Here is a 25,123-nt window from a genome sequence, read left to right as displayed (position 1 = left end):
CTGCCTCAATACGCGTCGGCGTTGTCGATATTGAAATTGTAGAGGGTGCGCGCCGAGCCGTAGCGCTTGAACTCCGATGGCTTGACGCCGGTGACGCCGGCGCGGTCGAGCAGGCCCTGCAGCAGTTCCAGATGCTCGGGCCGCATCTCCTTGGCGATGCAGTCGGCGCCGAGGCTGTCGACCTTGCCGCGCACGAACAGCCGCGCCTCGTAGATGGAATCGCCCAGCGCATCGCCGGCATCGCCCAGCACCACCAGATTGCCGGACTGCGCCATGAAGGCCGACATGTGGCCGATATTGCCGTGCACGACGATGTCGATGCCTTTCATCGAGATGCCGCAGCGCGACGACGCATTGCCTTCGATGACCAGCAGGCCGCCCTTGCCGGTGGCGCCGGCATATTGGCTGGCATCGCCTTTCACGATGATCGAGCCCGACATCATATTCTCGCCGACGCCGGGACCGGCCGAGCCATGCACGGTGATGGTGCTGCCGGAATTCATGCCGCCGCAATAATAGCCGACGCTGCCGCGCACATCGATGGTCACGGGCTGGTCGACGCCGACGGCGACCGAATGACTGCCCTTCGGGTGCAGCACTTCCCACGCCGTTTCGTTCGAACCGGGCGTCAGATTGTGCAGCGCCTGGTTGAGCTCGCGCAGCGACGACATATCGAGATCGAAGATCCGCGAGGCGTGGTCGTGGGCCGCCGCCTTTGAAAGTTTGGTTGCCGTCATGAACTCAATGCTCCCAGAAATAGACGGTTGCGGGTTCCGGTTCCCAGACCCTCGCATTGTCTATGCCGGGCAGTTTGGTCAGCGCGCGATATTCCGAGCCGAAGGCGACATACTGGTCGGTTTCGGCCATGACGGCGGGCTTGCAGGCGATCGGGTCGCGCACCACGCCAAAACCGTTCTTGGTGCCGACGACGAAGGTGAAGAAGCCGTCGAGATCCGAGAGCGTGCCTTCCAGGGCTTCGCCGAGGTTCTTGCCATGCGCCATCTGGGACGAGAGATAGGCGGCGGCGACCTCGGTATCGTTCTCGGTCTCGAATTTCATGCCTTCGCGGATCAGCTCACGGCGGACATTGTTGTGGTTCGACAGCGAGCCGTTGTGCACCAGGCACTGGTCGGCGCCGGTCGAGAAGGGATGAGCGCCCATCGTCGTCACCGCCGATTCCGTTGCCATGCGGGTGTGCCCGATGCCATGCGTGCCGGCCATCTTGCGGACGTCGAAGCGATCGACCACCGCTTCCGGCAGGCCGACTTCCTTGTAGATCTCGACGACGTCGCCGGCGCCCATGATGCGGATGTCGGGGCGAAGTGCCTGGATGGCCTCGCGCGCTTCGTCAATCTTGGCCGGCGTCGTCCGCACGACGGCGTGCGTCGACTTGACCGAAATGCTCACCGGCGCACCGATGGCCTTGGCAAGCTCGGTATCGAGGTCGCGAAAATCGCGCGCGGGCTTCGCCGACTGGATGGTGATCTTGGCTTCATTCCTGGAAGGCGCGCCATAGATGGCAATGCCTGCGCTGTCGGGCCCGCGATCGCTGAGCGATACCAGCATCTCCGACAGCATCGCGCCGAGCTTCGGCTCCAGCGACTTGTCTTTCAAAAACAGTCCGACAATTCCACACATGTCAGCCTCCCGGCGTTTGTAGCTAGAAGATGATGTATCGAATGAGTCCCGCAAATTCAATCATATGAAAAAAATTTTCCTCTAGTTACGTATGGGGCGTAATGCCGCCATGCGAGTTATCGCTGCCCTGCGTAGCATTGTGAACCCACGTGGCATGGCGGATACGGGCGAGCTTGTAGGCGTCCAGGATGGATAGCGCATAGATCAGGAAGCCGCCGGCGTGACGGCCGATGAAGCTGGCGTCGGGCGGCGCGATCTTGGCGGTCACCCATGCCAGGATAACCATGAAGAAAAGGAACTGCAGCCCGCGCACCGGAACGCCCAGAATGACATGGCCGCTCGCCGGCAGCACGATTGACGCGCCGAGGACGAGATAAGGGCTCACCGGCGCCGGCTGCGTGTTCGAACCGGTCATGCGGCTTGCCGTTCGCTTCGGTTGATGGCGTCGCGCAGCGCCGAGAGCGAGGTGAGCAGCCGCTCGATCAGCGCCGGATCGATCTGTGCCCCACCGAACGCGGCCTGCCGGAAAACGCCGTAGCGCGCCCGTTCGGCCTCGGCCAGCAGCCACACGATGCGCACCCCGTTTGGCGTGATCAGCAGCTCCTTGGCGCGCCCTTCCGAAAAGGGTTGCAGATGATCGGCAATGATGCCTTGCGGGAACCGCGTGCCGCGGCGGTCGGTCCGCAGCACCGCCTCGAGGGGAAATCCCGGAGCCTTCGGCAGCGTATGCTGTAGATGGTCGAAATTGGAGAAGGTCGTCGGCGAGCCCGGCCGCATCATCATGTCGAAGGTCGCTGGGACGGCGACCTTTTCGGTGATCGAAACGCTGAGCCAGCGTGCCGGCAGTTTTCGTGTCGCCAGCGTGTCGACGATGGTGCGCAACTGAACGCGCCGGCCGTTCCACGACCCTTCCCAGGTGACAACACCGGCGGTGCCGTCCGAAACATCAGCGGCGTCGGCGACAATGGTGCGTATGCGTGCTTCGTCGGCGGCGAGCGCCGCCAATGCCCTGTTGCGGCTGCGCCGTGCCAGCCACGCAAGATGGAGAGCGAGAACCAGGACAATGGCCCCGGCGAACAGTGCTGATGTCACGTCGGACATTTTGTCATGTCCGGCCCGCCAAGGATCGGGGCGGGCCGTCTCCCATCAATAGCCCTGCGGTTTCGGCCACGGCATGGTGAACTGGTCGCCGCGCCGTACGAATTTGTAACGGTAGAAATGGAACCACAGCGAGATCAGGAAATAGAAGATGGTCATCGCGATCAGCTGTGAGCCGAACCCGAGGAAGATGGCGAAGAAGGTCACCACGCAAAGGCAGAACAACACGATCGCCGGCAGCGGATGGAAGGGATGCGTGTAGCCGCGGCGGATCGTGCCGAGCGGCCACTTCTTGCGGAACATCATGATGTTGATGCTCATGAAGGTGTATTGCAGCACGCCCGACAGGATCGAGAACGTGATCGCCTGGTTGAGGTCGGCAATGAAGGCGAAGGCGAGCGCGATCGGCAGCAGGAACAGGATCGAGCGGTAGGGCGTGCGATATTTCGGGTGCACGGCCGAGAACCAGCTCGGCAGATAACGGTCGCGGCCGAGCGAGAACCATGCGCGCGCCGCATCGTTGATGCAGCCATTGGCGGAAGCCAGCGCAGCCAGCAGCGTCGCGATGAACAAGAGGTTTTCCAGCAGCGGACTGCCGGTGAGCTTGCCGGCGTCCCACAGCGGATAATAGGTGATGCCGAGATATTCCCAAGGCATCAGCGAGGCGCAGACATACCAGGTCATGGCGGCGGCGATCAAAAGCGTGATCATGCCGGCCATCGTGCCGTAGGGCAGCGAGCGGGCCGGCGAACGCACTTCCTCGGCCGCCTGCGTGGTGCCTTCGATGCCGAGATAATACCAGATGCCAAACTGGAAGGCGGCGATGACGCCGATCCAGCCATAGGGCAGCGCATTGCCCGGCGTCACCAGCTCGTTGAGCTTCAGCACCGCGCCTTGCGTCCACGGGCTGACCGAGAAGAACAGGATGACGATCGAGATATAGGCAATTGCGGTGATGACGAAGTTGACGTTGAGCGTCATCAGCACGCCGCGATAGTTGAGCCAGGCCAGCACGACGATGGTGGCGGCGATGAATGAATTGTGGGTGAGCCCTTCGACGCCGGCCTTGGCGACGATGGTGTCGCCGAGCAGGATGGCGTCGGAGACCTCCAGCATCGTGTACGCGAAGACCAGGAACAGCGCGACGTTGAAGGCCATCAGCGGCCCGACAATATGCTTGGCCTGCGCATACTGGCCGCCGGCAGCCGCCACCGTCGACGTCACTTCGGAATCGATCATGGCGACCGAGGTATAGAGCAGCCCGACGATCCAGCAGACGATCAGCGCGGCGAGCGCGCCGCCCTTGTCGGCCGAAAAATTCCAGCCGGTGAATTCACCGACCAGAACGATGCCGACGCCGAGTGCCCAGACATGGGCCGGGCCGAGCACCCGCAGCAGTGAAACCCTGTCGCCGTGAATTGCCGGTTCAAGTACGGTCGTCGTCATTGTTCGTCCCCACTCAAATCCGGTGTTTCTCGGAAACGGCTTCAAGCTCGCCTTCGCGTGACGAGGTCAGAACGTCTTCGGAATAGGTCGTGTCGACCTTGAACCAGTCGTAGAGCATCCACAGGGCGAGCACGATCGAGATGCCCCAGCATGCGTAAGAGAGTGAAATCCACATGGTGCGTCCCCGATTGCTTGTCTTCGGAACTCTTACTTGTCGTTGAATTTTTCGTTGATGACGTCGCGATATTCGCGGTCGGAGGCTCGGAACAGGAAGACGAAATAACCGATCAGCACCGCCGCCATGATGATCAGCGTCGGCCAGTCGATGACATAGTGGAAGCGGTTCTGGATGATGTCATGCGCAGTCTCGGGTGTGTAGCCGAGCTTCTCCCAGATGGCTGCCATGGTCGGGTTCTGGCCAAGCGCTTCCCAGGTCTTGGCATCGAGCGCGTCGATGGATTTGGCGGCTCCGGCAAGGCCGAGCTTCAGCGGCAGCCACAACGCCACGAAGATGGCGACAACCACGACGACGATATCGAAAACCTGGCCGGCCTTGCTCTGCTCCGGCGGCGTATAGCGGGACATTTCTTGTACCCCTCAGGACTGGCGGTTGCGGGATGCGTCGGCGTTCTTGATGTCGAGGCCGTAGATGAAGTCCTTGTCTTCCTTGTAGTGTTTGACCATCGCCAGGATCGCGGCCGTGTTGAAGATCAGCACGGCGGCGGCGGCAATCGCGACGACGGCCTTGATGCCGGCGTGCGGGATGTACGGCCATGTCATGAACAGGACGAAGAGGATCGTCGCCCACAGGCAGACGATCAGCAACGCGGATCCGCGCAAATCGGAACGGTACAGCGCCTCGATGCGCTGCTGCAGGTCTGACATCGGTTTGTCCCCTTTTTTCGACGCCCCGGTTCCGAATCCACCTTGCGTCGCTCTCTTTCAAGAGAGTGAAATTTTTTTCATAAATTCAGACCGTTTACCGCAATTGTCAAGACGAATTTACGCTGAGTTAACTGTTTGCTTGGGGCGGTCAATTTTGCCTGACAATGAAATTATTTGCTTTCAGGGGATTGCGGCTCTCCCGCGTTTGCGGTCAATATTCGCTCCAAAGCTCCGGCCACCGCGCCAAGGAGCGGGGAACAGTGGATTTTTGAACGGAGGACGAGCGGATGACGGCATCCTGGAGATTTTCGACCCTGGCGGATCGCCATCGCGCGCTGGGTTCGAAGCTCGAAGACTGGAGCGGCATGGGCACCGCCTGGACCTACGACAAGGATGCCGACGAGGAGTACATCGCCATCCGCACCAAGGCCGGGCTGATGGATGTGTCGGGCCTGAAGAAGGTGCACATCACAGGGCCGCACGCCTCGCATCTCATCGATCTCGCGACCACCCGCGACGTGGAAAAGATCTACCCCGGCAAATCGGCCTATGCCTGCATGCTGAACGAGGCGGGAAAATTCACCGACGACTGCATCCTCTACCGCACTGGCCCGAACAGCTGGATGGTCGTGCATGGCTCGGGCACCGGCCATGAGGAATTGCAGCGCGCCGCGATGGGCCGCGATGTCTCGCTACGCTTCGACGACAATCTGCACGATCTGTCGCTGCAGGGACCGACCGCGGTCGACTATCTGGCCAAGCATGTGCCGGGGATTCGCGACCTGAACTATTTCCATCACATGCAGACGCAGCTGTTCGGCTTGCCCGTCATGATCTCGCGCACCGGCTACACCGGCGAGCGCGGCTACGAGATCTTCTGCCGTGGCCAGGATGCTGGCACGATCTGGGACAGGATCCTCGAAGAGGGCAAGAGCGCCGGCATCATTCCGTGCCGTTTCACCACGCTCGACATGCTGCGGGTCGAAAGTTATCTGCTGTTCTATCCCTACGACAATTCGCAAAAATATCCGTTCGAGAATGAAGGCCCCGGCGACACATTGTGGGAACTCGGCCTCGACTTTACCGTCAGTCCCGGCAAGACCGGCTTTCGCGGAGCCGAGGAACACTACCGTTTGAAGGGCAAGGAGCGCTTCAAGATTTTTGGCGTGCTGCTCGACGGCAAGGAGCCGGCCGACGAAGGCGCGCCGGTCTATCGCGACGGCAAGAAGGTCGGCGTGGTGACCTGCGCCATGTATTCGCCGCTGGTCAAGAAATCGATGGGTATCGCCCGCCTCGACGTCGACTGCGCGGTCAAGGACACCAAGCTCGAAATCCGCAACAAGAGCGGGTCGATCAAGGCGACGGCGCAGCCATTGCCGTTCGACGATCCCAAGAAGACCAAGCGCACGGCGAAAGGCTGAGGCATAATCAACAGCGAGGGGTTCGAGGCACGAAGATTTAAATGGCAGCAAAAAGCATCATCAGCCGGCCGGTCTACGGAACGCTCTCTCCGCAGCCCGGCAAACACCATCTTTTCATCGCCGATGCCGAAGGTGCGCTCGCTATTTCAGACATGGCCACAAAAGCGCCTGCCGGGTTCTTCGATGGCGCCGAAATCGACTTTATCCCAGGGCCGGACAACAAACACGTCGCCGCCCTCGAAGCGCTGAGGCCGGCGCAGTTTCATCAGGCGCCATCCTTCGCCAGCCTGCTGCCGAGGCTGAAGCAGACGCTGGGCAATGCCCATATGGGCTTGCGCCTCTACCTCGCCGGCACCGAGGGACTGATCGGCCAGGCCATGCAGGTGGCGCTCGAAGCCGGCATCGACCACACCTCCATGCAGACGGAGCATCGTGGCTCGCTGGCCAGGCGCATGCAGTGCGTTCACTGCAAGGGCATCACCGAGAACGTCACGACACAGCCATCGACCTGTTCGCATTGCGGCTTGCTGCTTCTGGTGCGCGATCACTATTCGCGGCGCCTCGCCGCTTTCCAGGGCGTCTGCATCAATGCCGAGGATCGCTCGGAGATTCCTCCAATGGAGGAGGCCTTCCCATGAGCACCGGCACCACAAAACTCGATGTCGTCGTCAGCGACGTCGTTCCGGTCAACGAACTGGTCACCCGCTTCCATTTCCGCAGGCGCGACGGCGAGCTGTTGCCGACCTTTTCCGGCGGCGCCCATGTCGTGGTCGAGATGCGCGACGGCGACCGCACCCGGCTCAATCCCTATTCGCTGATGGGTTCGCCGCTCGACACGCGCGAATACACGATCTCGGTGCGCCGCGACGATGTCGGGCGTGGCGGCTCGCTGTTCATGCACCGGTCCGTCAAGCCGGGCCTGGAGATGGTGATCAGCTATCCCGTCAATCTGTTCTCGCTCGACTTGCGTGCCAAGAAACACCTGATGCTGGCCGGCGGCATCGGCATCACGCCCTTCATGGCGCAGACAGCGCAACTGGCGGGCGAGGGCGGCAATTTCGAACTGCACTACACCTGCCGGACCGCCTCTCTGGGTACCTATGCCGACGTACTGCGAGAGCGCTACGACAGGCGCATCCGGCTCTACCATGACGACCGCGACGAGCGCATCGATCTCGACCGGCTGCTGTCGACGCAGCCGCTCGGCACGCATCTCTATGTCTGCGGCCCGGCCGGCATGATCAACTGGGTGCGCGACCGCGCGGCCGCCTTGGGCTGGCCGTCCGAGGCCGTGCATTTCGAGCATTTCGCGGCACCCCAGCCCGGCCTGCCTTTCGATGTGACGCTGGCCGTCAGCGGCAAGTCGATCCGCGTCGATGAACAGCAGAGCCTGCTGGAAGCGATCGAGGCGGCCGGGGTCGACCCGCCCTATCTCTGCCGCGGCGGCGTCTGTGGCCAGTGCGAGACCAACGTGATCTCCTACGATGGCAAGTTCATCCACAACGACCACTGGCTGAGCGAGGACGACCATCGCTCCGGCTGCAAGATCATGCCGTGCGTGTCGCGCTTCGAGGGCCGGTCGCTGGTGCTGGAAAGATAGGAGGCGAGCTTGGGCATCACCTTTCGCAAGGAAACCTTCCGCGACGACTTCACCTTCAGGAACAGCCCGGAGCACATCAGGCGGTTCCCGTTCCCGTTCCATGAAGACGCCTACATGTATGCGGTCAACATCGAGCCGCATGTCGTCGGGCCGAAGGGCAGCGTGCTGGAGAACCTGATCGATGTCGACGAGCACTACGTCGCCGAGATGCAGGACCGCGCTTTGGTGCTGGCCGAGGATCCGCTGCGCTGCCAGTCGCTGCCGCATATGACGCTGGCCGGCTGGGATCTGCTCGAACTGCTGATGGAACAGCAAGCCCTTGGCTATCCCGAACATTTCACGCTGACGCAGGACGGCGACCGCTGGCGCTGGATCAACCGGCCGCTCGGCATCGACGACACCTTCACCTTCGGCGACACCTCGACCCTGCCTTACGGTCCGATGGAATACATCACCCGCCAGAGCCAGGGCGATTTCTGCATCCTCGACCAGCGCGACGGCAATCTGTGGATGGATGCCGGCATGGTCACCACCCAGGCCGATTGGTCGCTCGATTTCGACATCGGCATGAATTTTTTCGAGTGGCACGCACCGGTGCCGCTGGCGCATGAGAAGGGCATTTTCACCAGGGCGCTGAAATTCCTCACCAACATCCAGCAGGGTAAGCCGGCGCGGCGCCTCAACTGGACTATGACCATCAATCCGCGCCTCGATACCAGCCCGGAAAATTACCACAAATGGGGTCCGGACCGGACAACCGTGACGCCCGAAAATGTCGGCGACAAGGTGCATCTGCGCGTCGAGCTGCAAAGCTTCTGGCGGCTGCCGCGCTCCAACGGCATCGTCTTCCCGATCCGCTGCTACCTGATCAAGATGGACGAACTCGTGACGCAGCCGAAATGGGCGCGACGCCTGCACCGCGTCATTCGCGATCTGCCCGAGGAACTCGCCACCTACAAGGGGCTCACACGCTATCGGCCAACCTTGGTGGAATGGCTGTCGAAGTTGGATGACGGGAGTGCGACGTCACTGGGGTTTGGACCTGATTGAAATCTGCCTGCTGCTATTCCAACGGGGACCTGATTTTCTTTCTCCGCTTGGATAATGTGACACGATGACCGAAAATCCCGAATATACCTTCCGATACATGCGGAAGGATCATACTGGCCAACTTCACAATGGCATTGTGTTGGTTGAGAGATACCTTGATGCGGCGGTGAGGCAACACGCTTTGATGATGGAAGCGTGGCAGGCAAAGCAGCCTAGGCGGGCCCTAGTGGAACTACACTTTTTTCTAATTTCCGTAGACAGAGTTAAGGATGGCATTGCCTTGGCAGCTAAAGTCCTAGGTAATAAAATGGCTAATCATTTGAGCGCGCTTGACCTAACCTTTTACAAGCAGGCCAGGGATCACTTTGAGCATATCGACGACCGGCTGTACCTATCTCGCAAGAATGCTCCAAAGCCGATTGAGGAAAATGGATTTGTGCGAACGATTCACTTTGGCTTGTCGTCTAAAGACATGACTTTCCGGTGGAGTGATCAAAGAATTGACATCTCGGGTCAGTTTTTAGACGTGTTTGTCGCGTGGGCCAAGGAAGCCTGCGCGATAGCCGATCAATCCCTCGTCGAACTTTAAAGTGTCGACAGAAAATCTCACCCCGCGCTGTTCTGCGGATAGCAGATGATCGACAAATACCGCATTGGCAGTTTCGTCAGCTGCTCCGGTCCGTGCGGCGCGTCGGCGTCGAAGAACAGGCTGTCGCCGGGCTTCATCGGGTAGAGGTTGCTGCCGTGCCGGTAAACCACTTCGCCCTCCAGCATATAGAGGAACTCCATGCCCTCATGCTGGAAAGTCGGGAACACGTCCGAATCTTCGGTCAGGGTGATCAGGTAGGGTTCGACGACGACGCCGCTGGTGTTCGACCCGATATGGCCGAGCAGATTGTACTGATGGCCGGCGCGCGTGCCGCGGCGCTCGACATCCAGCCCTTCGCCGGCTTTGACGAAGACGGCGCTGCGCTCCTCCTCGAAGCGGCGGAAGAAGGCGGTGACCGGAACGCCGAGCGCCCGCGACAGCGCCTGCAGCGTGGTCAGCGACGGCGAGGTGATGCCGTTCTCGATCTTCGACAGCATACCCAGTGAAATGTCGGTGGCGACGGCGAGATCGGCGACGGTGATGCCGAGCTTCTTGCGGAACGCCCGCACCTCGCGGCCGATGGCCACCTCCAGCACCTTCTCGCGTGTGTCGCGGATGGCGTGCGGGTTCTGCGTCAGTGGTGCGCGGATGGTCTTGCCGTCCGCCGAGACCTTTGGCTGGGGCTTCGGCTTGGCGCCGGCAAGCCCGGCCTTGGAACTGTCTTTCGCCATGTCGCCCCCGGACTTCGCGGATTTATTTCACTCAAGGTGAACATGTCAGGTGGCGATACAGCAGCGCGGCTGTGTCGGCAAGCTGTCTTAAGTCCATCGGACGATCCCATGGATTCTGTCCGCGAAGGTTTTTCGCCAGGAATCCTTTGCGGGCAAACGCCGTTCCCGCAGATGTCTGTTGACAGCACCGAAGGGCCAATTAGTGTCACTGTCAGTGAAATTTGTTTCGCTGGGGAAATCAAAAATGAGGAGGCCCTGGAAATGAAAACTCGTGTTGCCGTCATCGGCGCCGGACCGTCCGGCCTGGCACAGCTCAGGGCCTTCAAGTCGGCTGAAGACAAGGGCGCCGACATCCCCGAAATCGTCTGCTTCGAAAAGCAGTCGGACTGGGGTGGCCTGTGGAACTACACCTGGCGCACCGGCCTCGACGAGCATGGCGATCCCGTGCATGGCTCGATGTACCGCTACCTCTGGTCGAACGGCCCGAAGGAATGCCTGGAATTCGCCGACTACACTTTCGAGGAGCATTTCGGCCGGCCGATCGGCTCTTATCCGCCGCGCGCAGTGCTGTGGGATTACATCAAGGGCCGCGTCGAAAAATCGGGCCTGCGCAAATGGGTGCGCTTCAACAGCCCGGTGCGCATGGTGACCTTCTCGGACGAAACCAAGAAATTCACCGTCACCGCGCATGACCGCGCCAACGACGTCACCTATTCCGAAGAGTTCGACAACGTCGTCGTCGCCTCAGGGCATTTCTCGGTGCCCAACGTTCCCTATTTCGAGGGTTTCGCCACCTTCAACGGCCGCATCCTGCACAGCCATGATTTCCGCGACGCCATGGAATTCAAGGGCAAGGATATCCTGATCATTGGCCGCTCCTATTCGGCCGAGGACATCGGCTCGCAATGCTACAAATATGGCGCCAAGTCGATCACCTCCAGCTATCGCTCCAAGCCGATGGGCTTCAGATGGCCGGAGAATTGGAAGGAAGTGCCGCTCCTGCAGAAGGTCGTCGGCAAGACCGCCCACTTCAAGGACGGCACGTCAAAGGATGTCGACGCCATCATCCTGTGCACCGGCTATCTCCATTCCTTCCCTTTCCTCACCGACGACCTCAAGCTCAAGACCGCCAACCGCATGTGGCCGCTGGATCTCTATGAAGGCGTGGTGTGGGAAAAGAATCCGAAGCTGTTCTATATCGGCATGCAGGACCAGTTCTACACCTTCAACATGTTCGACGCGCAGGCCTGGTTCGCCCGCGACGTCATCATGGGCCGCATCAAATTGCCGTCGGCCGAGGCGATGGCAGCGCACGGCGCCAAGTGGCGCGCCCGCGAGGAAACGCTGGAAGACGCCGAGCAGATGATCTGGTTCCAGGGCGACTATACCAAGGAACTGATGGACCAGACCGACTATCCCGGCTTCGACGTCGAGGCGGTCAACAAGACCTTCATGGAGTGGGAACATCACAAGGCGGAAGACATTATGGGCTTCCGCGACCACGCCTACCGCTCGCTGATGACCGGCACCATGGCGCCGTTGCATCATACCCCCTGGCTGCAGGCGCTGGACGATTCGATGGAGAGTTATCTCGAGGTAAAGGGCGTGGCGGCGGAGTAGCCGCGGCGCATCTTCTGCCTATCCCAGCCTTGCCCGAGCCTTCGCCGTCCAGGCGTTGAACAGCCGGTCGGCGACGATGCCGATGAAGGCGATGGCGAGGCCCCCGACGATGCCGCGGCCGGAATCGGCCTTGGACAGCGCGATGAACACCTCCTGGCCGAGATCGCGCGTGCCGACCATGGCGCAGATGATGATCATCGCCAGCGCCATCAGGATGGTCTGGTTGACGCCGAGCATGATCTCCGGCAGCGCCAGCGGCAATTGCACGCGAAAGAAGGTCTGGCGCGGCGTGCAGCCCGACACCTTGGCCGCCTCGATCAGAGCCGGCGGCACCTGTCTTATGCCGTGATCGGTGTAGCGGATCGCCGGCACCACGGCGAAGGCTATCGTTGCAATCATGGCGGTCACGTCGCCAACTCTGAACAGCATCACCACCGGGATGATGAAGCAGAAGGACGGCAGTACCTGCAGCGTGTCGATGATGGGCGTGACGATCTTCTCGAAGCGGTCGCTGCGCGCCGCCATCAGCCCGATCGGGATGCCGATCAGGCAGGCGATGAAGGCCGAGATGCCGCAAAGATAGACCGTCGCCATGGTCTTTTCCCACAGCCCGGTGATCGCGCAGAAAGCGGTCAGCGCTGCGACCAGGGCCGCCAGGCGCAGGCCCGAGAGCTGATAGCCGGCAAGGCCGAGCAGGAACACCGCGCCCAGCCACGGAAAGCCTTCGCAGAAGGCGCGCACCGGGTTGAGCACGTTGAGGATCAGCGCAACGCGAAAGGCTTCGATGGCATCGAAGAAGTTGATCGTCACCCAGTTCACCGCCGCCTTCCACAGCGGCGCGGTGGTGAAGGTGATCGCCTTCGGCACCGCCGCGAAGGCCGGCACGAACAGGCCGAGCAGCGTGGTGACGGCAAGGATGGCGATGGCCAGCGACAGATTGGGATAGCGCCGCCAGAAGCTCGGGCTCACCGCCTGATGAACATAGCCCTTCGCCTGCTTGTGCGCGATGGCCTGGCTCAGCCGGTCGAGCGCGATCGCCAGCGCCACAATGGCGAGACCAGCTTCCATCGCCTCGCCAACCTTCAGCGCGCGCAGCGCCAGAAGCACGTCGTAGCCGAGGCCGCCGGCGCCGATCATCGAGGCGATGATGACCATGTTGAGCGCCAGCATGATCACCTGGTTGACGCCGACCATCAGCGTCGGCCGCGCCGAGGGCAGCAGCACCCGCCACAGTTTCTGCCGCGCCGTGCAGCCGGCCATGTCGCTGAATTCGCCGATCTCCAGCGGCACGCGGGTGAGGCCGAGCATCGTCGCCCGCACCATCGGCGGCGTGGCGAAGATGGCGGTGGCGATCATCGCCGACACCGGACTGTTGCCGAACAGGAGCAGCATCGGGATGAGATAGGCGAAGGTCGGGATCGTCTGCATCAGGTCGAGGGCAGGGGAGACGATAAGCCTCTCCGCCCAAGGCTTGCGCCAGGCCCAGATGCCGGCGAACAGGCCGGTGACGATGCAGAACGGCACGGCGATGGAGATCAGCGCCAGCGTCAGCATGGCGCTGGTCCATTGGCCGAACAGCGCGATGTAGAGGAAACAGCCGCCGACCAGCAGGCTGAGTTTCCGGCCGCCCACGGCATGCCCGGCGAGGAAGGCGACAGCGCAGACGCCAACCCAGGACAGGCGCGGCAGGACATAGGCATCCGTGCCGTGGCCGATCTTGAAGTTCTTGGCCAAGAGATTGAGCGCGAAATCGAGCGGCACCCCGAGGACCGCGGTAATCGAGCGGGTCAACCATGACAGGTTCGACTTGATCCAGCCCATCAGCGCGCTGACCCAGTCGGCGACGGGCACGACGGCGTTGGCCGGATAGTCGACAGCCCAAGGGACGCTGTCCTGCAACAGGAACACCAACAGCACAGCGGCAAGGGCCGCCGCCCAGACCAGCAGCCAGCGCTGAAGCGGCGGCCTCGGCTCGCTGGCGCTTGCCGTCACCGTCATGCGTCGGCTCTCGCGTGCTCGATGCCGGCCAGCAGATCGATGACCGCTTGCGGCGTCACTTCGCCGATCGGCTTGCCGGTGCCGTTGACCACGGCGAACGGCTTGCCGGCTGAAACGATGCTGGCCGAGAAACTGGCGATCTTGGCATCCGGCGAAACCGTGCCACCATGCTCCGAACCATCGCAGGCACGCATCAGGCTGTACGCGGAAATCACCTTGGCGCGGTCGACGTCGCGGGTGAATTCTGCGACATAGTCAGTCGCCGGATTGACCACCAGCTCCTCCGGCGTGCCGATCTGGATGACCTCGCCATCCTTCATGATGGCGATACGGTCGGCCAGCCGGATGGCCTCGTCGAAATCATGGGTGATGAAGACGATGGTCTTGTGCAGCATGGTCTGCAGCCGCATCAGCTCGTCCTGCATTTCGCGGCGGATCAGCGGATCGAGGGCGGAGAACGGCTCGTCGAGGAACCAGATCTCCGGTTTGGTCGCGAGGCTGCGGGCGATGCCGACGCGCTGCTGCTGGCCACCGGACAATTCGCGTGGGTAGAAATGCTCGCGGCCGCGCAAGCCGACCAGATCGATGACTTCGCGCGCGCGCGCCTCGCGCCTTGCCCGGTCCTGCCCCTGGATGCTGAGCGGAAAGGCGATGTTGTCCAGCACATTGAGATGCGGCAGCAGCGCGAAATTCTGGAACACCATGCCCATGCGGTGGCGGCGCAATTCGATGAGCGCCGCATCGGAAATCTTGAGCAGGTCCTTGCCCTCGAATTCAATCTTGCCATGGCTCGGCTCGACCAGTCGCGACATGCAGCGCACCAATGTCGATTTGCCGGAGCCCGACAGCCCCATGATGATGAAGATCTCGCCCTGGCGGATTTCGAGATCGACCGCGCGCACGGCTCCGACCAGTCCGGCAGCAGTGACATCGGCCATGCTGGCCCTGCCGTCGCGCTCGCGGATGAAGCTGGCTGCGTTCACTCCGAACAGCTTCCACACATTGCGGCAGGCAAGCTTTACCGGGCGATCGTTGGTGCCTGGTTGTGTCGATCCCTGTTCAGTCGTCATCCAATCATCCTTCTGGAACATCAAGACCTGAGACCCGGCCGATCAACGGCCAGGCCCCATTTTTCCAGTCGGAACGATCACTGCGCCCAGGCTTTCCAGTCTGCCTCATGCGCGGCGATCCAGGCGGCGGCGACATCTTCCGGCGTCTTGCCGCCGAGATCGATATCGCCGCTCATCTTGTTGAGCTCGTCGGTGTCGATCGTGAAGGCCTTGGCCACCTTATAGGCGACCGGCCATTTGTCCTTCATGCCGGACCAGGAGTATTTCCAGATCTCGCCGTGCGGCTTGCCGCAATCATATTTGGCGTCGGGGTTCACGCCCCACTTCGGATCATTATAGCATTCGGGCGTGTATTCCGGGAATTGCACCCACTCGCCCTTGTACTTGGCCGGCGCCCAGTGCGGCGAATAGATCCACAGCATGATCGGCGCCTTGCGCTGATAGGCGGAATCGAGTTCGGCGAACATTGCCGCATCGGTGCCGGCATGGATGACGGTGAAGGGCAGTTTCAGCGCCGCGACGCGCTCGTCGTCAAAGCCTTCCCAAGTCACCGGGCCGCCGAGATAGCGCCCCTTTGGAGCGGTCTCCGCTGTCGAGAATGACGCCGCGCATGCGGCGTCGAGCAAGGCATGCCAGTCCGGCAGTGTCGGGCATTTCTCCTTCATATATTCGGGAAACCACCACTCTTCCTTGGCCTTCGGGCCGAGCTTGCCGAGGCGCTCCGTCTGGCCGGTCGCATCGGAGGCCTTCATCGCCTCGCCGGCAGTCGTGTCCCAGAATTCCAGACCGACATCGAGGTCGCCATTGGTGAGGCCGGTGGTCAGGCTGGAGAGATAGTCGGCGGTCGGGTATTCAACGGTATAGCCGAGCTTTTCCAGGATGCCGCCGAGGATCTTGGCGTTGAGATTGACGCTGGTCCAGTCGAACAGCGCGATCTTTATCGGGTCATTGGATTCCGGTGCGGCGGCCCGGGCGGAAGGTGTGAGCAGGCTTAACGTTGCGAGCGCGACGGCGCCAATCGATAGTTTTGAAACTCGACTGCGAAATGACATGCTTGATCTCCTTCAAGCTGTGACGGTTATCGGTCGTTCCCTTCTTGCGGCTTTTCTTGATTGTGTTGGAAAGGCGGTTCGCTGCGCAAGGCCGTCGGCGCCAAAATTGTCGCCCTGGCTTTGGCCAGCGCAGGCAAGATGGTGCTCAATTCTCGTGACGATGGAATATGCCGTCCGCGTCATGGCTGCCGACAGACCGCTGGTGGAGCGATCATCCGCGGATCAATTGCCAGTCTTGCGGCGCCCTGCAAGGTGCAAGCCATCAAGGTCCCATGATCTCGGCTGTCGGCATGGCAAGCCCCATCTCGCCAAGCCCTTTCATAGGATGAAATTATATATACCAACGTTCATCTTGCGCAACGACTAACGCTTCGCAGATGCACAAATTCAGACCGCAGGCGAAGTTCGGCGAGATGCGGCCCTACCAGCAGACGTAGCCGCCATCGACGATCAGGTCGAGGCCGGTGACGAAGCTCGACGCGCGGCTGGCCAGGAACACCGTCGGCCCGACCATTTCCTCAGGCGCTGCCATGCGTCCCATCGGCGTGTCGCGTTTGAAGATCTTGATCTCCTCCGCCACTTCCGGCCGCTTGTTCATCGGTGTCAAAGTATAGCCTGGGCTGACGACATTGACGCGCAAGCCCCGGTCCGCCCACTCCATTGCAAGGCTCTTCGACATGTGGATGACGGCGGCTTTCGACGAATTGTAGTGCGCCTGCGTCAATCCCCGATTGACGATGGTGCCGGACATCGAGGCGATGTTGATGATCGAGCCTTTGCGGCGCGCCAGCATCTTGCGGGCTTCGGCCTGGCAGGACAGGAAAACGCCGGCGACGTTGACCTCGTGCACCTTCTGCCACTTATCGAGCGACAAGGTCTCGGCCGGTTCCGAACCGGCGATGCCGGCATTGTTGACGGCAACGGTCAATGCACCGAGTTCGACCTCGACGCGATCGATTGCCGCCGCCAGATCGCTCTCCGAAGTGACCGTGCCGGTCAGCACCAAAGCCTTGCGCCCGAGTGCCGTGATTTGGTGCGCGGTTTCTTCCAGCCCGCCTTTCGATGCATGACCGAAACACGCGACGTTGGCTCCTGCCTCGGCCAATCCAATTGCGATTGCCTGGCCAATGCCGCTGCCGGCACCGGTAACCAGCGCGACATCGCCGTCCAGCTTGAAAAGATCCATCGATAGCCCTCCCGTTTCAGGGAAGGTATGCGCTGCGCCATGTTTCGATCAAGCGCTCAATGCGCAAGCCGGCAGGGGCAGCGATGCCTAGAAATAGCCGTCCGACGCAGCGGTGGCTTCCTTCGGGATCTCGACGCCGTCGACCAGGATCTTGTCGACCAGTTCGTGGTGGAAGCAGACCAGTCCCTTGATGCGCTCGGCCTCATGCACCGGCTCGGGATAGTACCAGACGAGATTCTCGTGCCGCTTCTTGGGCGTCGTCACGTGATAGTAGTTGGAGATGCCCTTGTAGGGGCAGCGCGAAATGTAGCGACTGGGCGCGAACATATCGAGCCGCGTGTCCGAGATCGGCAGATAGTGGCGCACCGGATGGCCGGTTTCGAACAGGAACACGCCGCGGTGTGAATCGGCGACCTGTTCGCCGTCTAGGATGACCTGCACCCGTCGCGAGGAGGGCAGGCAGTCGACCCGGCGGAACGGATCGCGGGCGTGGACGAAGATCTCTTCGTCTTCCTCATACCAGTGCGTCATCTTGGGCCAATAGAAGGACATGTGGTCCGAAAGCAGCGGCGATCCCTTGACCGGATCCAGATAACGCCAGGCGGCATCCTCGACCAGCGTGATGCCGGTGTTCAGCGAATAATGCGTGGCGACGCCCTTGAACGGGCTCTCTGTCGTCGTCCTGCTCGGCAGCAGGAACTCCTCGCGCACGTCACTCATCGGAAAGTAGTAAACCGGCAGATGATCGGATTCGTAGAGCACAAGCGCCTTGGTCGTATCGGCGACGATCATCGATCCCACCTGCACACGCAGCCGCTTCTGCATCGGCATGGTGAAGGCGACATAGCCCGGCTCGAACTCATACTGCACGATATTGTCGAGCAAGGGGAAATGCGGTCCGCGACCGCGCAAATGAGGCTTGCGAATGGTAGTCTCCCGTTTCTTGTCTTTTGTCATCGAGCGTTGGCGCACAGCGAGATGAACCTGCATTGAGCCATGGTGCCGCTGAGGGTTTCCGGACGGCGGGTTTTCCGTGCATCGAGCCGCTCGAACAATGGCCCCCCATCGCTCTTCGCAGCCTTGCCAGCGGATAGCCTCGCCGCCCGAAAGCGGAATTGTCCAATCCAGTCTCTATCCCAGCGACACGCGATCGAGCAGCAGGCCGGCGGCGATCGGCGGCAGGCCGCTGACATTCTTGCGCACCGGCACCAGCAGATCCGGGAAATAGCTGAAAATGACCGGCGTCTCGTCGAGCAGCAGCTTCTGGATGTCGGAGGCCGCCGCGCGCTGTGCGCCGATATCGAGTGCCTTGAGGTAGGAGGCGACCATGCCGTCATAGGCAGTGTTTTTGAAATGCGCCGCGTTCCACGGGCCATCGCTGACCAGCGGGCTCTTGAGGAAGACGTTCGGCACACTGCGATGGGCGTAGTCGGTGATCCCCAACGGGCTGTCCAGCCAGTCCGACTGGCCGAACACCGCCTTGCCGTAATATTTGTCCTGGTCCTCGATGTTGAGCGCGATGCGGGCACCGATCTCCTTGGCGAAATTCTGGAACAGCTGCGCGTAGCCTGGAATGTCGGAATAGCGCAGCGTCGTCAGCGTGATGTCGAAGCCGCTGGCGAGACCGGCCGCCTCCATGAGTTGCTTGGCCTTGGCGATGTCCTGGACGCGCTGCGGCACGGACTTGTCGGTGGCGGGGAAGGCCGGCGCGAACGGGCTGTCATTGCCGGTGGCCGCCATGCCGCGGCACAGGCCATCGACAAGCTTGGAGCGGTCGATGCTGAGCGCCAGCGCCTGGCGCACGCGCTTGTCGGTGAAGGGACCGGTGTCGCAGCGCATGTGCAGTTGGCGATGCGCGGTCGAGGCGACACGCAGCACCGTGATGTCGGGGCTGTTCAGCACCACCTGGCTGACGTCGAGCGGCACGGCGTCGAGGACGTCGACCTCGCCGGCCTGCAGCGCCAGGATGCGCGGCTGCACGTCGCCGTAGAATTTGAACTCGAGCCGGTCAGGCAGCGCCTTGTCGCCCCAATAGTCGGGGTTGCGCACGAAGGTCGCGCCGACCTTCGGCGTATAGCTCTCCAGCCGGAACGGCCCGGTGCCCTCAAAGGTCTTTTCGTAATCGCCCTTGTAGCTCACCGGCAGGATGACGGCGTTGTAATTGTCGATCGACACCGAATAGGGAAAGCTGCCGTTCGGCGCGTCGAGATGGAAGGCGACGGTGTGGTCGTCAACTTTCTGCGTGCCGCCCTTCGACAGCAGGCCCTTGAATACCGAAAGCGCGTTCGAGGCGCCGTTGGGATCGGCGAGGCGGTCGAAGGTCGCCACCACGTCGTCGGCTTTGAAGTCCTCGCCATTGTGGAATTTCACGCCCTTGCGCAGCTTGAAGGTCCACACACTGCCGTCCGCGTTCGGCGACCAGCTTTCCGCCAGCACCGGCTTCAAGGTGAGATCCGGCTGCGTGATGCAAAGGAATTCGGCGGTCTGGAAAACCAGCTGGTAGCTGCCGCTGTCATAGTAGGTGACCGGGTCGATGGCGCCGCCCGGTGTCGCCACGCCCGCGCGCACCGTGCCGCCCGGCTTGCCCTCGGCGCGGACTTGTTGCGTGCCGAGGCCGGCGGCCGCGAGAAGGCTGCCCAGGAACGGCAGGGAAAGGCCGAGCACGCTGCCGTGGCGCAGGAAATCGCGGCGGTCGAGCCTACCGGCCAGCAAGTCGTCGACAGCGGAATTTTCGATTGCCGTCAGGTTCTTGCGAGCGGCGTCGATCGTCATGAAATGCCTTGGCATGGCTGCATTCCTCGCTTGCTCTTCGGGGTCGGCCATTTAGGTCATTCTTGACCGCGACCGGAAAGCGATATTTTTTGATAGGGTCCATCGAAATTCTCGATGCAAGGTGTAAGCCATGGATACCGAGAACCTGCGCAGTTTCCTGGAGGTCGCCGAACATGGCAGCTTCACCGTCGCCGCCAGCCGGCTCAACCTTGCGCAGTCCACTGTCAGCGCGCGGATCAGGGGGTTGGAGGAACAGTTGGGGCGCCGGCTTTTCGTGCGCGACCGCGACGGCGTCACGCTGACGCCGGCCGGCCGGCAGTTCCTGCCGCACGCCTCTTCCATCACCCGCACCTGGGAGCAATCGAGGCAGGACATCGCCGTTCCCGACGGCTATGACAGCCTGCTGCGGCTGACCGCTCCCGCCTATCTGTGGGAGCGCATCACCTCGCCATGGGTCGAGTGGATGCGGGCCAGGCGGCCGAACGTGGCGCTGCGGCTCGAAGGCAGTTTTCCGGATCTGGCCATCGACCAGCTGGCGGAAGGCCTGCTCGACATCTGCATCCTCTATCTGCCGCGCCCGCATCCCGGCATCGTTTATGAGACGCTGGCCGTGGATCAGGTCGTGCTCGTCCAGCATGCGGCGCAGACCAAGCCGTGGACTGAAAACTACATACTGATGGACTGGGGGCTCGAATTCCGCATCGAACACGACCGCGCCTTTGCCGGCATGGTCAAGCCGGCGATTTCCGCCGGCCTGGTCTTCATCGGCCTGCAGCATGTGCTGTCGCGTCAAGCGGCGGCCTATCTGCCGCTCAGCGCCGTCAGCGGCCATATCGAGCGCGGCGAGATGCGGCGTATCGACAACACACCGGTGTTTCAGCGGCCGATCTATCTCGCCTATCCATCGAATCCCGTCTCGTCGGATGTTCTGGATGTCGCGCTGACGGGCTTGCGCTCGCTGGCCAGGGACTGGACCAGCGAACAGGGTTTTTCGGAAGGCGACCGTTCCCTGGGCATGGCCGGCCTGAGCTAACCGGCCGGCGATGCCTTGCTATGCCGGTTCAGTCACGGCTGCCTTCTGCAGCCTGGCAAGTTCCGGGTTGGGGATGTGGCAGCGGATCGAGTGGCCGGGCTGTGCCTCGGCCAGCGGCGGCTCCTGCTGCTCGCAGATCGGACCGATCTTGCGCGGGCAGCGCGTGTGGAAGACGCAACCCGACGGCGGGTTGGTGGCGCTCGGGATCTCGCCGTCGAGCCGGATGCGCGCCGTCTCGGTCTGGTCGAGCTTGGGCACCGCCGACAGCAGCGCCTCGGTATAGGGATGATGCGGCCCGGAGAAGACTTCCTCCGATGGGCCGATCTCCATGATGCGGCCGAGATAGAGCACGGCGATCTTGTCGGAGAGGTAACGCACCACGCCAAGGTCGTGCGAAATGAAGATGTAGCTGACGTCTTCCTTGGATTGCAGGTCGGCGAGCAGGTTGAGGATCGCCGCCTGGACGGAGACGTCGAGCGCGGAGGTCGGCTCGTCGCAGACGACGATACGCGGATCACCGGCGAAGGCGCGCGCAATGGCGACGCGCTGCTTGAGGCCGCCTGACAGCTGGCGCGGCTTGACGGCGAGATGCCGGTCGGTGAGGCGCACCGAGCGGACGAGGTCGTCGAGGCGCGCCTCCTGTGCCTTGCCGGAGAGGCCGGCCAGCCGCTTCAAGGCGCGGCCGAGAATGTGGCGGATCGAATGCGAGCGGTTGAGCGCGGAGTCCGGGTTCTGGAAGACGATCTGCATCGCCTTGACCTGGTCGTCGCCACGGTTCTCCAGCTTCGGCGCCAGCGCCTTGCCCTCGAGTTCGATGGTGCCGCCGTCATCGGGCGGCACAAGCCCGAGCAGCAGCCTGGCGAAGGTGGTCTTGCCGCTGCCGGATTCGCCGACCAGCCCCAGCGTCTCGCCGGGCCTGAGATCGAGCGAGACATCCTTGACGGCGCGCAAGGGATGGCCGTGGCTGGCATAGGTCTTGTTCAGCCCGGCGACGCGCAGCACCGGTGCGGTTGTCGGCTTGGGCGCTGTCGCAACATCGCTCGGTGTGGCGCGCGGCAGGGCTTGCGCCTTGTCGTGGTGAAAGCAGCGCGACAGCCGCTTGCCGCGTTCGTCACTCAGATCATAGAGCGGCGGCAATTCGGTGCGGCAGCGATTGTCGGCGAGCGCACAGCGGTCGGCAAAGGCACAGCCCTTGATGTCGGCGCCTATGCCGGGCAGGAAGCCCGGAATGGTATCGAGCCGGCCCTGGTCCTTGCGCTGGCCGCCGCGTGGCAGGCAGCGCAGGAGCGCAACCGTATAGGGATGGCGCGGATCGTTGAAGACGACATCCGTCGGCCCTTCCTCGACCAGCATGCCGGCATAGAGCACGCCGACGCGGTTGCACATGTTGGAGACGACGGCGAGGTTGTGGCTGATGAACAGGATCGAGGCCGACAGCTCTTGCCTGAGCTGCGCGATGAGGTCGAGCACCTCGGCCTCGACCGTCGCGTCGAGGCCGGTGGTCGGTTCGTCGAGGATCAGCATCGAGGGATCGTTGGCCAGCGCCATGGCGATCGCCACCCGCTGCTGCATGCCGCCGGAGAGCTGGTGCGGATAGCGCTGCATGACGCTTGGCGGATCGGAGATGCGCACGCGGTTGAGCATGGCGATGGCGCGGTCAGTCGCTGCCTGTCCCGTGATCCCGCCAAGCTCGAAGATCTCGGTCAGTTGCCGGCCGATGCGGATCGACGGGTTCAGCGCCTTGCCGGGATCCTGATAGACCATCGAGACGCTTTCGGCGCGGGCGCGCCGCAAGGCCTCGGCATCGAGCTTCATGACGTCCTGACCGTCGAGCGAGATCGCGCCGCCCGATATCGAGCCGTTTCTTGGCAAATAGCGCACGACGGTGAGCGCCACGGTGGATTTGCCGCAGCCGGACTCGCCGACCAGCCCATAGGCCTCGCCTTGCCTGATGTTGAGGCTGAGATTGCGCAGCACGGCGCGGTTGCGCCCGGCCACCCGGTAGGCGACCGACAGATCGTGCAGCTCGAGGGCGTTTTCAGCCTTTGAGGAGTTAGTCATTGAGCGCTCCATGAACGCCGTCGGCCACAAGGTTGACACCGATCACCAGCGAGGCGATGGCGAGTGCGTCGAACAGCACCGTCCACCAGAAGCCGCCGCCGATCATGCCGTAATTGCTGGAGATCGACAGCCCCCAGTCGGGCGAGGGCGGCTGGATGCCAAAACCCATGAAGGAGAGCGTGGCGACCGCGAAAATGGCGTAGCCCAGCCGCACGGTGGTCTCGACCAGGATCGGCGGGATGACATTGGGCAGGATCTCGACGAACATCGTGTGGAAGGCGCTCTCGTGCCTCAACTGCGCGGCGGCGATATAATCGAGTTCGCGCTCGGCCAGCACCGCCGAGCGCACGGTGCGCGCAATGATCGGCGCGAAGCTCAAGCCGATGACGACGATGACGGTGGCCTTGGACGTGCCGAGCGCGACGATGGCGAGCAGCGCGACAATGACCACGGGGATGGCCATGAAGGCTTCCAGGATGCGGCTGACGACATCGTCGACGATGCCGCGGAAATAGCCGGTGAGCAGGCCGAGTGCCGTGCCGGCGATCGTCGCCAGCAAGGTCGCCAGCGGGGCGACGGTGAGGATGTCGCGCGAGCCGACGATGACGCGCGAGAAGACGTCGCGGCCGATCTGGTCGGTGCCGAACCAGTGTTCGGACGACGGCGGCGCCAGCGCGTTGATGATGTCGTCGGCAAGCGGGTCGTAGGGCGCGAAGTGCTCGCCGAACAGCGCGCAGGCGACCCAGAACAGCACGATGGCAAGACCGACAAGGAAGGTCCGTGAGCGCATGAGCGAGAAGAAGACTTCCGCCATGGGGCTGCGCCGGCGCGTGTCGTCTTGCGGGGAAGAGGTGGTCTGGACGGCGCTCATTGGTCTGACCCCAGCCGGATGCGTGGATTGAGCACGGAATAGAGGAAGTCGGCGATCAATGTCGCCACCGCATAGACGATGCCGATGGTGAGGATGCCGGATTCCAGCATCGGGAAATCCTTGCCGCGCGCGGCGGTGAAGATCAGCGAGCCGATGCCCTGGTAGCGGAACAGCGTCTCGATCACCACCAGGCCGCCGATGAGATAGCCGGTCTGGGTGGCGATGACGGTGATGGTCGGCAGCAGAGCATTGCGCAGCACATGCCGCCAGATCACCGTGCGCCAGGGCAGGCCCTTGAGCACGGCCGTCCGCGTATAGTCGGAATCGAGCGCCTCGATCATGCCGGAGCGCGCCATGCGCGCGATATAGCCGAACAGCACCAGGAACAGCGGCAGCGACGGCAGGATCAGATAGTGGAGCTGGGTGAAGAAGCCGGCGTTCTTCGGCCATGCCGCCGAGATCGGCAGCCAGCGCAGCCACACGCCGAAGATCAGGATCAGGATGATGCCGGTTACGAACTCCGGCAGCACCGTCACCGACAGACCGCCCAGGCTGATGATGCGGTCGAGCGGGCGGTTGAGGTTGAGTGCCGCCACCACCCCGCCCAGAATGCCGATCGGCACCACCAGGACGAAGGCGACCGCGGCCAGCTTCATCGAATTGCCCAAGGCATCGATGACGAACGGCGCCACCGGCGAGCGGAAGATGTAGGACGTGCCCATGTCGCCCCGGATAAAATTCCAGATCCAGGTCGCATATTGGGTGAGCAGCGGCCGATCGACGCCCAGCGTATGATTGAGCGCATCGACCGCGCGCTGGTCGGCAAACGGCCCCAGGATCGCGCGCCCGACATTGCCGGGCAGCACCTGGCCGCCCAGGAACACCATGATGCTGAGCAGGAACAATGTAACCAGCGACAGCGACACACGCCGTGCAAAGAAGGAGAGAATGGCTAAGACTCCCTGTGGAGCCAGCCCCCGCGCGGGAGCTGGCTGTTAGAGG

The 25,123-nt window shown here is 62.4% G+C and carries 25 protein-coding genes; 7 read left to right on the top strand and 18 right to left on the bottom strand.

Annotation, left to right across the window (positions count from 1 at the left end):
• Positions 1-5 precede the first annotated feature (5 nt).
• The 8 genes from CK227_RS01155 to CK227_RS01120 all read right to left on the bottom strand — a co-directional run bounded on the left by CK227_RS01155 (position 6) and on the right by CK227_RS01120 (position 5,067).
• Positions 6-737: a GXGXG domain-containing protein gene (locus tag CK227_RS01155; RefSeq protein ID WP_095771139.1), complete on the bottom strand. Its 732-nt coding sequence runs from the start codon at positions 735-737 to the stop codon at positions 6-8.
• 4 nt (positions 738-741) lie between these two features.
• Positions 742-1,638: a glutamine amidotransferase family protein gene (locus CK227_RS01150; RefSeq protein ID WP_095771138.1), complete on the bottom strand. Its 897-nt coding sequence runs from the start codon at positions 1,636-1,638 to the stop codon at positions 742-744.
• An 85-nt stretch (positions 1,639-1,723) separates the two neighbouring features.
• Positions 1,724-2,053, bottom strand: a complete 330-nt coding sequence (locus CK227_RS01145) for a hypothetical protein (RefSeq protein WP_095771137.1) — start codon at positions 2,051-2,053, stop codon at positions 1,724-1,726.
• Positions 2,050-2,739: a hypothetical protein gene (locus CK227_RS01140; RefSeq protein WP_179296353.1), complete on the bottom strand. Its 690-nt coding sequence runs from the start codon at positions 2,737-2,739 to the stop codon at positions 2,050-2,052. Before CK227_RS01140 ends, CK227_RS01145 begins: the two co-directional genes overlap by 4 nt.
• A 45-nt stretch (positions 2,740-2,784) precedes the next feature.
• On the bottom strand, positions 2,785-4,182 hold the full coding sequence (locus tag CK227_RS01135) for an amino acid permease (protein WP_095771136.1): 1,398 nt from the start codon (positions 4,180-4,182) through the stop codon (positions 2,785-2,787).
• Between the two features lie 13 nt (positions 4,183-4,195).
• Positions 4,196-4,357: a hypothetical protein gene (locus CK227_RS01130; RefSeq protein ID WP_019856863.1), complete on the bottom strand. Its 162-nt coding sequence runs from the start codon at positions 4,355-4,357 to the stop codon at positions 4,196-4,198.
• Positions 4,358-4,389: 32 nt separating this feature from the next.
• Positions 4,390-4,767: a hypothetical protein gene (locus tag CK227_RS01125; RefSeq protein ID WP_095771135.1), complete on the bottom strand. Its 378-nt coding sequence runs from the start codon at positions 4,765-4,767 to the stop codon at positions 4,390-4,392.
• A gap of 12 nt (positions 4,768-4,779) precedes the next feature.
• Positions 4,780-5,067 (bottom strand): hypothetical protein, encoded by a 288-nt coding sequence (locus tag CK227_RS01120; RefSeq protein ID WP_095771134.1) that lies wholly within the window; start codon positions 5,065-5,067, stop codon positions 4,780-4,782.
• 287 nt (positions 5,068-5,354) lie between these two features.
• On the opposite strand from CK227_RS01120, the gene CK227_RS01115 reads away from it, so the two are divergent.
• The 5 genes from CK227_RS01115 to CK227_RS01095 all read left to right on the top strand — a co-directional run bounded on the left by CK227_RS01115 (position 5,355) and on the right by CK227_RS01095 (position 9,727).
• Positions 5,355-6,488: an aminomethyltransferase family protein gene (locus tag CK227_RS01115; protein ID WP_095771133.1), complete on the top strand. Its 1,134-nt coding sequence runs from the start codon at positions 5,355-5,357 to the stop codon at positions 6,486-6,488.
• 41 nt (positions 6,489-6,529) lie between these two features.
• Positions 6,530-7,126: a dimethylamine monooxygenase subunit DmmA family protein gene (locus CK227_RS01110; RefSeq protein WP_095771132.1), complete on the top strand. Its 597-nt coding sequence runs from the start codon at positions 6,530-6,532 to the stop codon at positions 7,124-7,126.
• Positions 7,123-8,088, top strand: a complete 966-nt coding sequence (locus CK227_RS01105; protein ID WP_095771131.1) for a PDR/VanB family oxidoreductase — start codon at positions 7,123-7,125, stop codon at positions 8,086-8,088. The genes CK227_RS01110 and CK227_RS01105 overlap by 4 nt, the downstream gene beginning before the upstream one ends.
• A 9-nt stretch (positions 8,089-8,097) precedes the next feature.
• The gene (locus tag CK227_RS01100; RefSeq protein ID WP_095771130.1) at positions 8,098-9,138 is read left to right on the top strand and encodes a DUF3445 domain-containing protein; all 1,041 of its coding nucleotides are present in this window, start codon (positions 8,098-8,100) and stop codon (positions 9,136-9,138) included.
• A 64-nt stretch (positions 9,139-9,202) separates the two neighbouring features.
• On the top strand, positions 9,203-9,727 hold the full coding sequence (locus CK227_RS01095) for a hypothetical protein (RefSeq protein ID WP_095771129.1): 525 nt from the start codon (positions 9,203-9,205) through the stop codon (positions 9,725-9,727).
• A gap of 17 nt (positions 9,728-9,744) precedes the next feature.
• Here CK227_RS01095 and CK227_RS01090 read toward each other — a convergent pair whose 3' ends face one another.
• Positions 9,745-10,458, bottom strand: coding sequence for an XRE family transcriptional regulator (locus CK227_RS01090; RefSeq protein WP_064983208.1), 714 nt, complete (start codon positions 10,456-10,458; stop codon positions 9,745-9,747).
• Positions 10,459-10,719: 261 nt separating this feature from the next.
• Between CK227_RS01090 and CK227_RS01085 the strand changes: the two genes are divergently transcribed.
• On the top strand, positions 10,720-12,078 hold the full coding sequence (locus CK227_RS01085; protein ID WP_095771128.1) for an NAD(P)/FAD-dependent oxidoreductase: 1,359 nt from the start codon (positions 10,720-10,722) through the stop codon (positions 12,076-12,078).
• Positions 12,079-12,096: 18 nt separating this feature from the next.
• Here the strand turns inward: CK227_RS01085 and CK227_RS01080 are convergent, their stop codons facing one another.
• From CK227_RS01080 to CK227_RS01055, 6 genes are all read right to left on the bottom strand, one after another.
• Positions 12,097-14,076: an ABC transporter permease subunit gene (locus tag CK227_RS01080; RefSeq protein ID WP_095771127.1), complete on the bottom strand. Its 1,980-nt coding sequence runs from the start codon at positions 14,074-14,076 to the stop codon at positions 12,097-12,099.
• Positions 14,073-15,146, bottom strand: coding sequence for a glycine betaine/L-proline ABC transporter ATP-binding protein (locus CK227_RS01075; protein ID WP_095771436.1), 1,074 nt, complete (start codon positions 15,144-15,146; stop codon positions 14,073-14,075). Before CK227_RS01075 ends, CK227_RS01080 begins: the two co-directional genes overlap by 4 nt.
• Before the next feature lie 77 nt (positions 15,147-15,223).
• Positions 15,224-16,198, bottom strand: a complete 975-nt coding sequence (locus CK227_RS01070) for an ABC transporter substrate-binding protein (protein WP_095771126.1) — start codon at positions 16,196-16,198, stop codon at positions 15,224-15,226.
• A gap of 421 nt (positions 16,199-16,619) precedes the next feature.
• The gene (locus CK227_RS01065) at positions 16,620-17,384 is read right to left on the bottom strand and encodes an SDR family oxidoreductase (RefSeq protein ID WP_095771125.1); all 765 of its coding nucleotides are present in this window, start codon (positions 17,382-17,384) and stop codon (positions 16,620-16,622) included.
• Positions 17,385-17,471: 87 nt separating this feature from the next.
• On the bottom strand, positions 17,472-18,269 hold the full coding sequence (locus CK227_RS01060; RefSeq protein ID WP_245318038.1) for a DUF427 domain-containing protein: 798 nt from the start codon (positions 18,267-18,269) through the stop codon (positions 17,472-17,474).
• 246 nt (positions 18,270-18,515) lie between these two features.
• Positions 18,516-20,171, bottom strand: a complete 1,656-nt coding sequence (locus CK227_RS01055) for an ABC transporter substrate-binding protein (RefSeq protein ID WP_095771434.1) — start codon at positions 20,169-20,171, stop codon at positions 18,516-18,518.
• 115 nt (positions 20,172-20,286) lie between these two features.
• Between CK227_RS01055 and CK227_RS01050 the strand changes: the two genes are divergently transcribed.
• On the top strand, positions 20,287-21,189 hold the full coding sequence (locus CK227_RS01050) for a LysR family transcriptional regulator (RefSeq protein ID WP_095771124.1): 903 nt from the start codon (positions 20,287-20,289) through the stop codon (positions 21,187-21,189).
• Between the two features lie 18 nt (positions 21,190-21,207).
• On the opposite strand, the gene CK227_RS01045 is transcribed toward CK227_RS01050, so the two are convergent.
• Genes CK227_RS01045 through CK227_RS01035 form a run of 3 tightly spaced genes read right to left on the bottom strand, consistent with a single transcriptional unit; the run spans position 21,208 to position 25,071 of the window.
• A complete protein-coding gene (locus CK227_RS01045) occupies positions 21,208-23,250 on the bottom strand; it encodes an ABC transporter ATP-binding protein (protein ID WP_095771123.1) in 2,043 nt (680 codons plus the stop codon).
• Positions 23,243-24,121, bottom strand: coding sequence for an ABC transporter permease (locus CK227_RS01040; protein ID WP_095771122.1), 879 nt, complete (start codon positions 24,119-24,121; stop codon positions 23,243-23,245). Before CK227_RS01040 ends, CK227_RS01045 begins: the two co-directional genes overlap by 8 nt.
• Positions 24,118-25,071, bottom strand: coding sequence for an ABC transporter permease (locus CK227_RS01035; protein ID WP_095771121.1), 954 nt, complete (start codon positions 25,069-25,071; stop codon positions 24,118-24,120). Before CK227_RS01035 ends, CK227_RS01040 begins: the two co-directional genes overlap by 4 nt.
• Positions 25,072-25,123 lie beyond the last annotated feature (52 nt).

Origin of the sequence: Mesorhizobium sp. WSM4308 (assembly GCF_002294905.1) — a bacterium.
Taxonomy (GTDB): Bacteria; Pseudomonadota; Alphaproteobacteria; order Rhizobiales; family Rhizobiaceae; genus Mesorhizobium.
The sequence above is the reverse complement of the archived record's forward strand: the minus strand, read 5'-3'. Positions and strand labels throughout refer to the sequence as shown.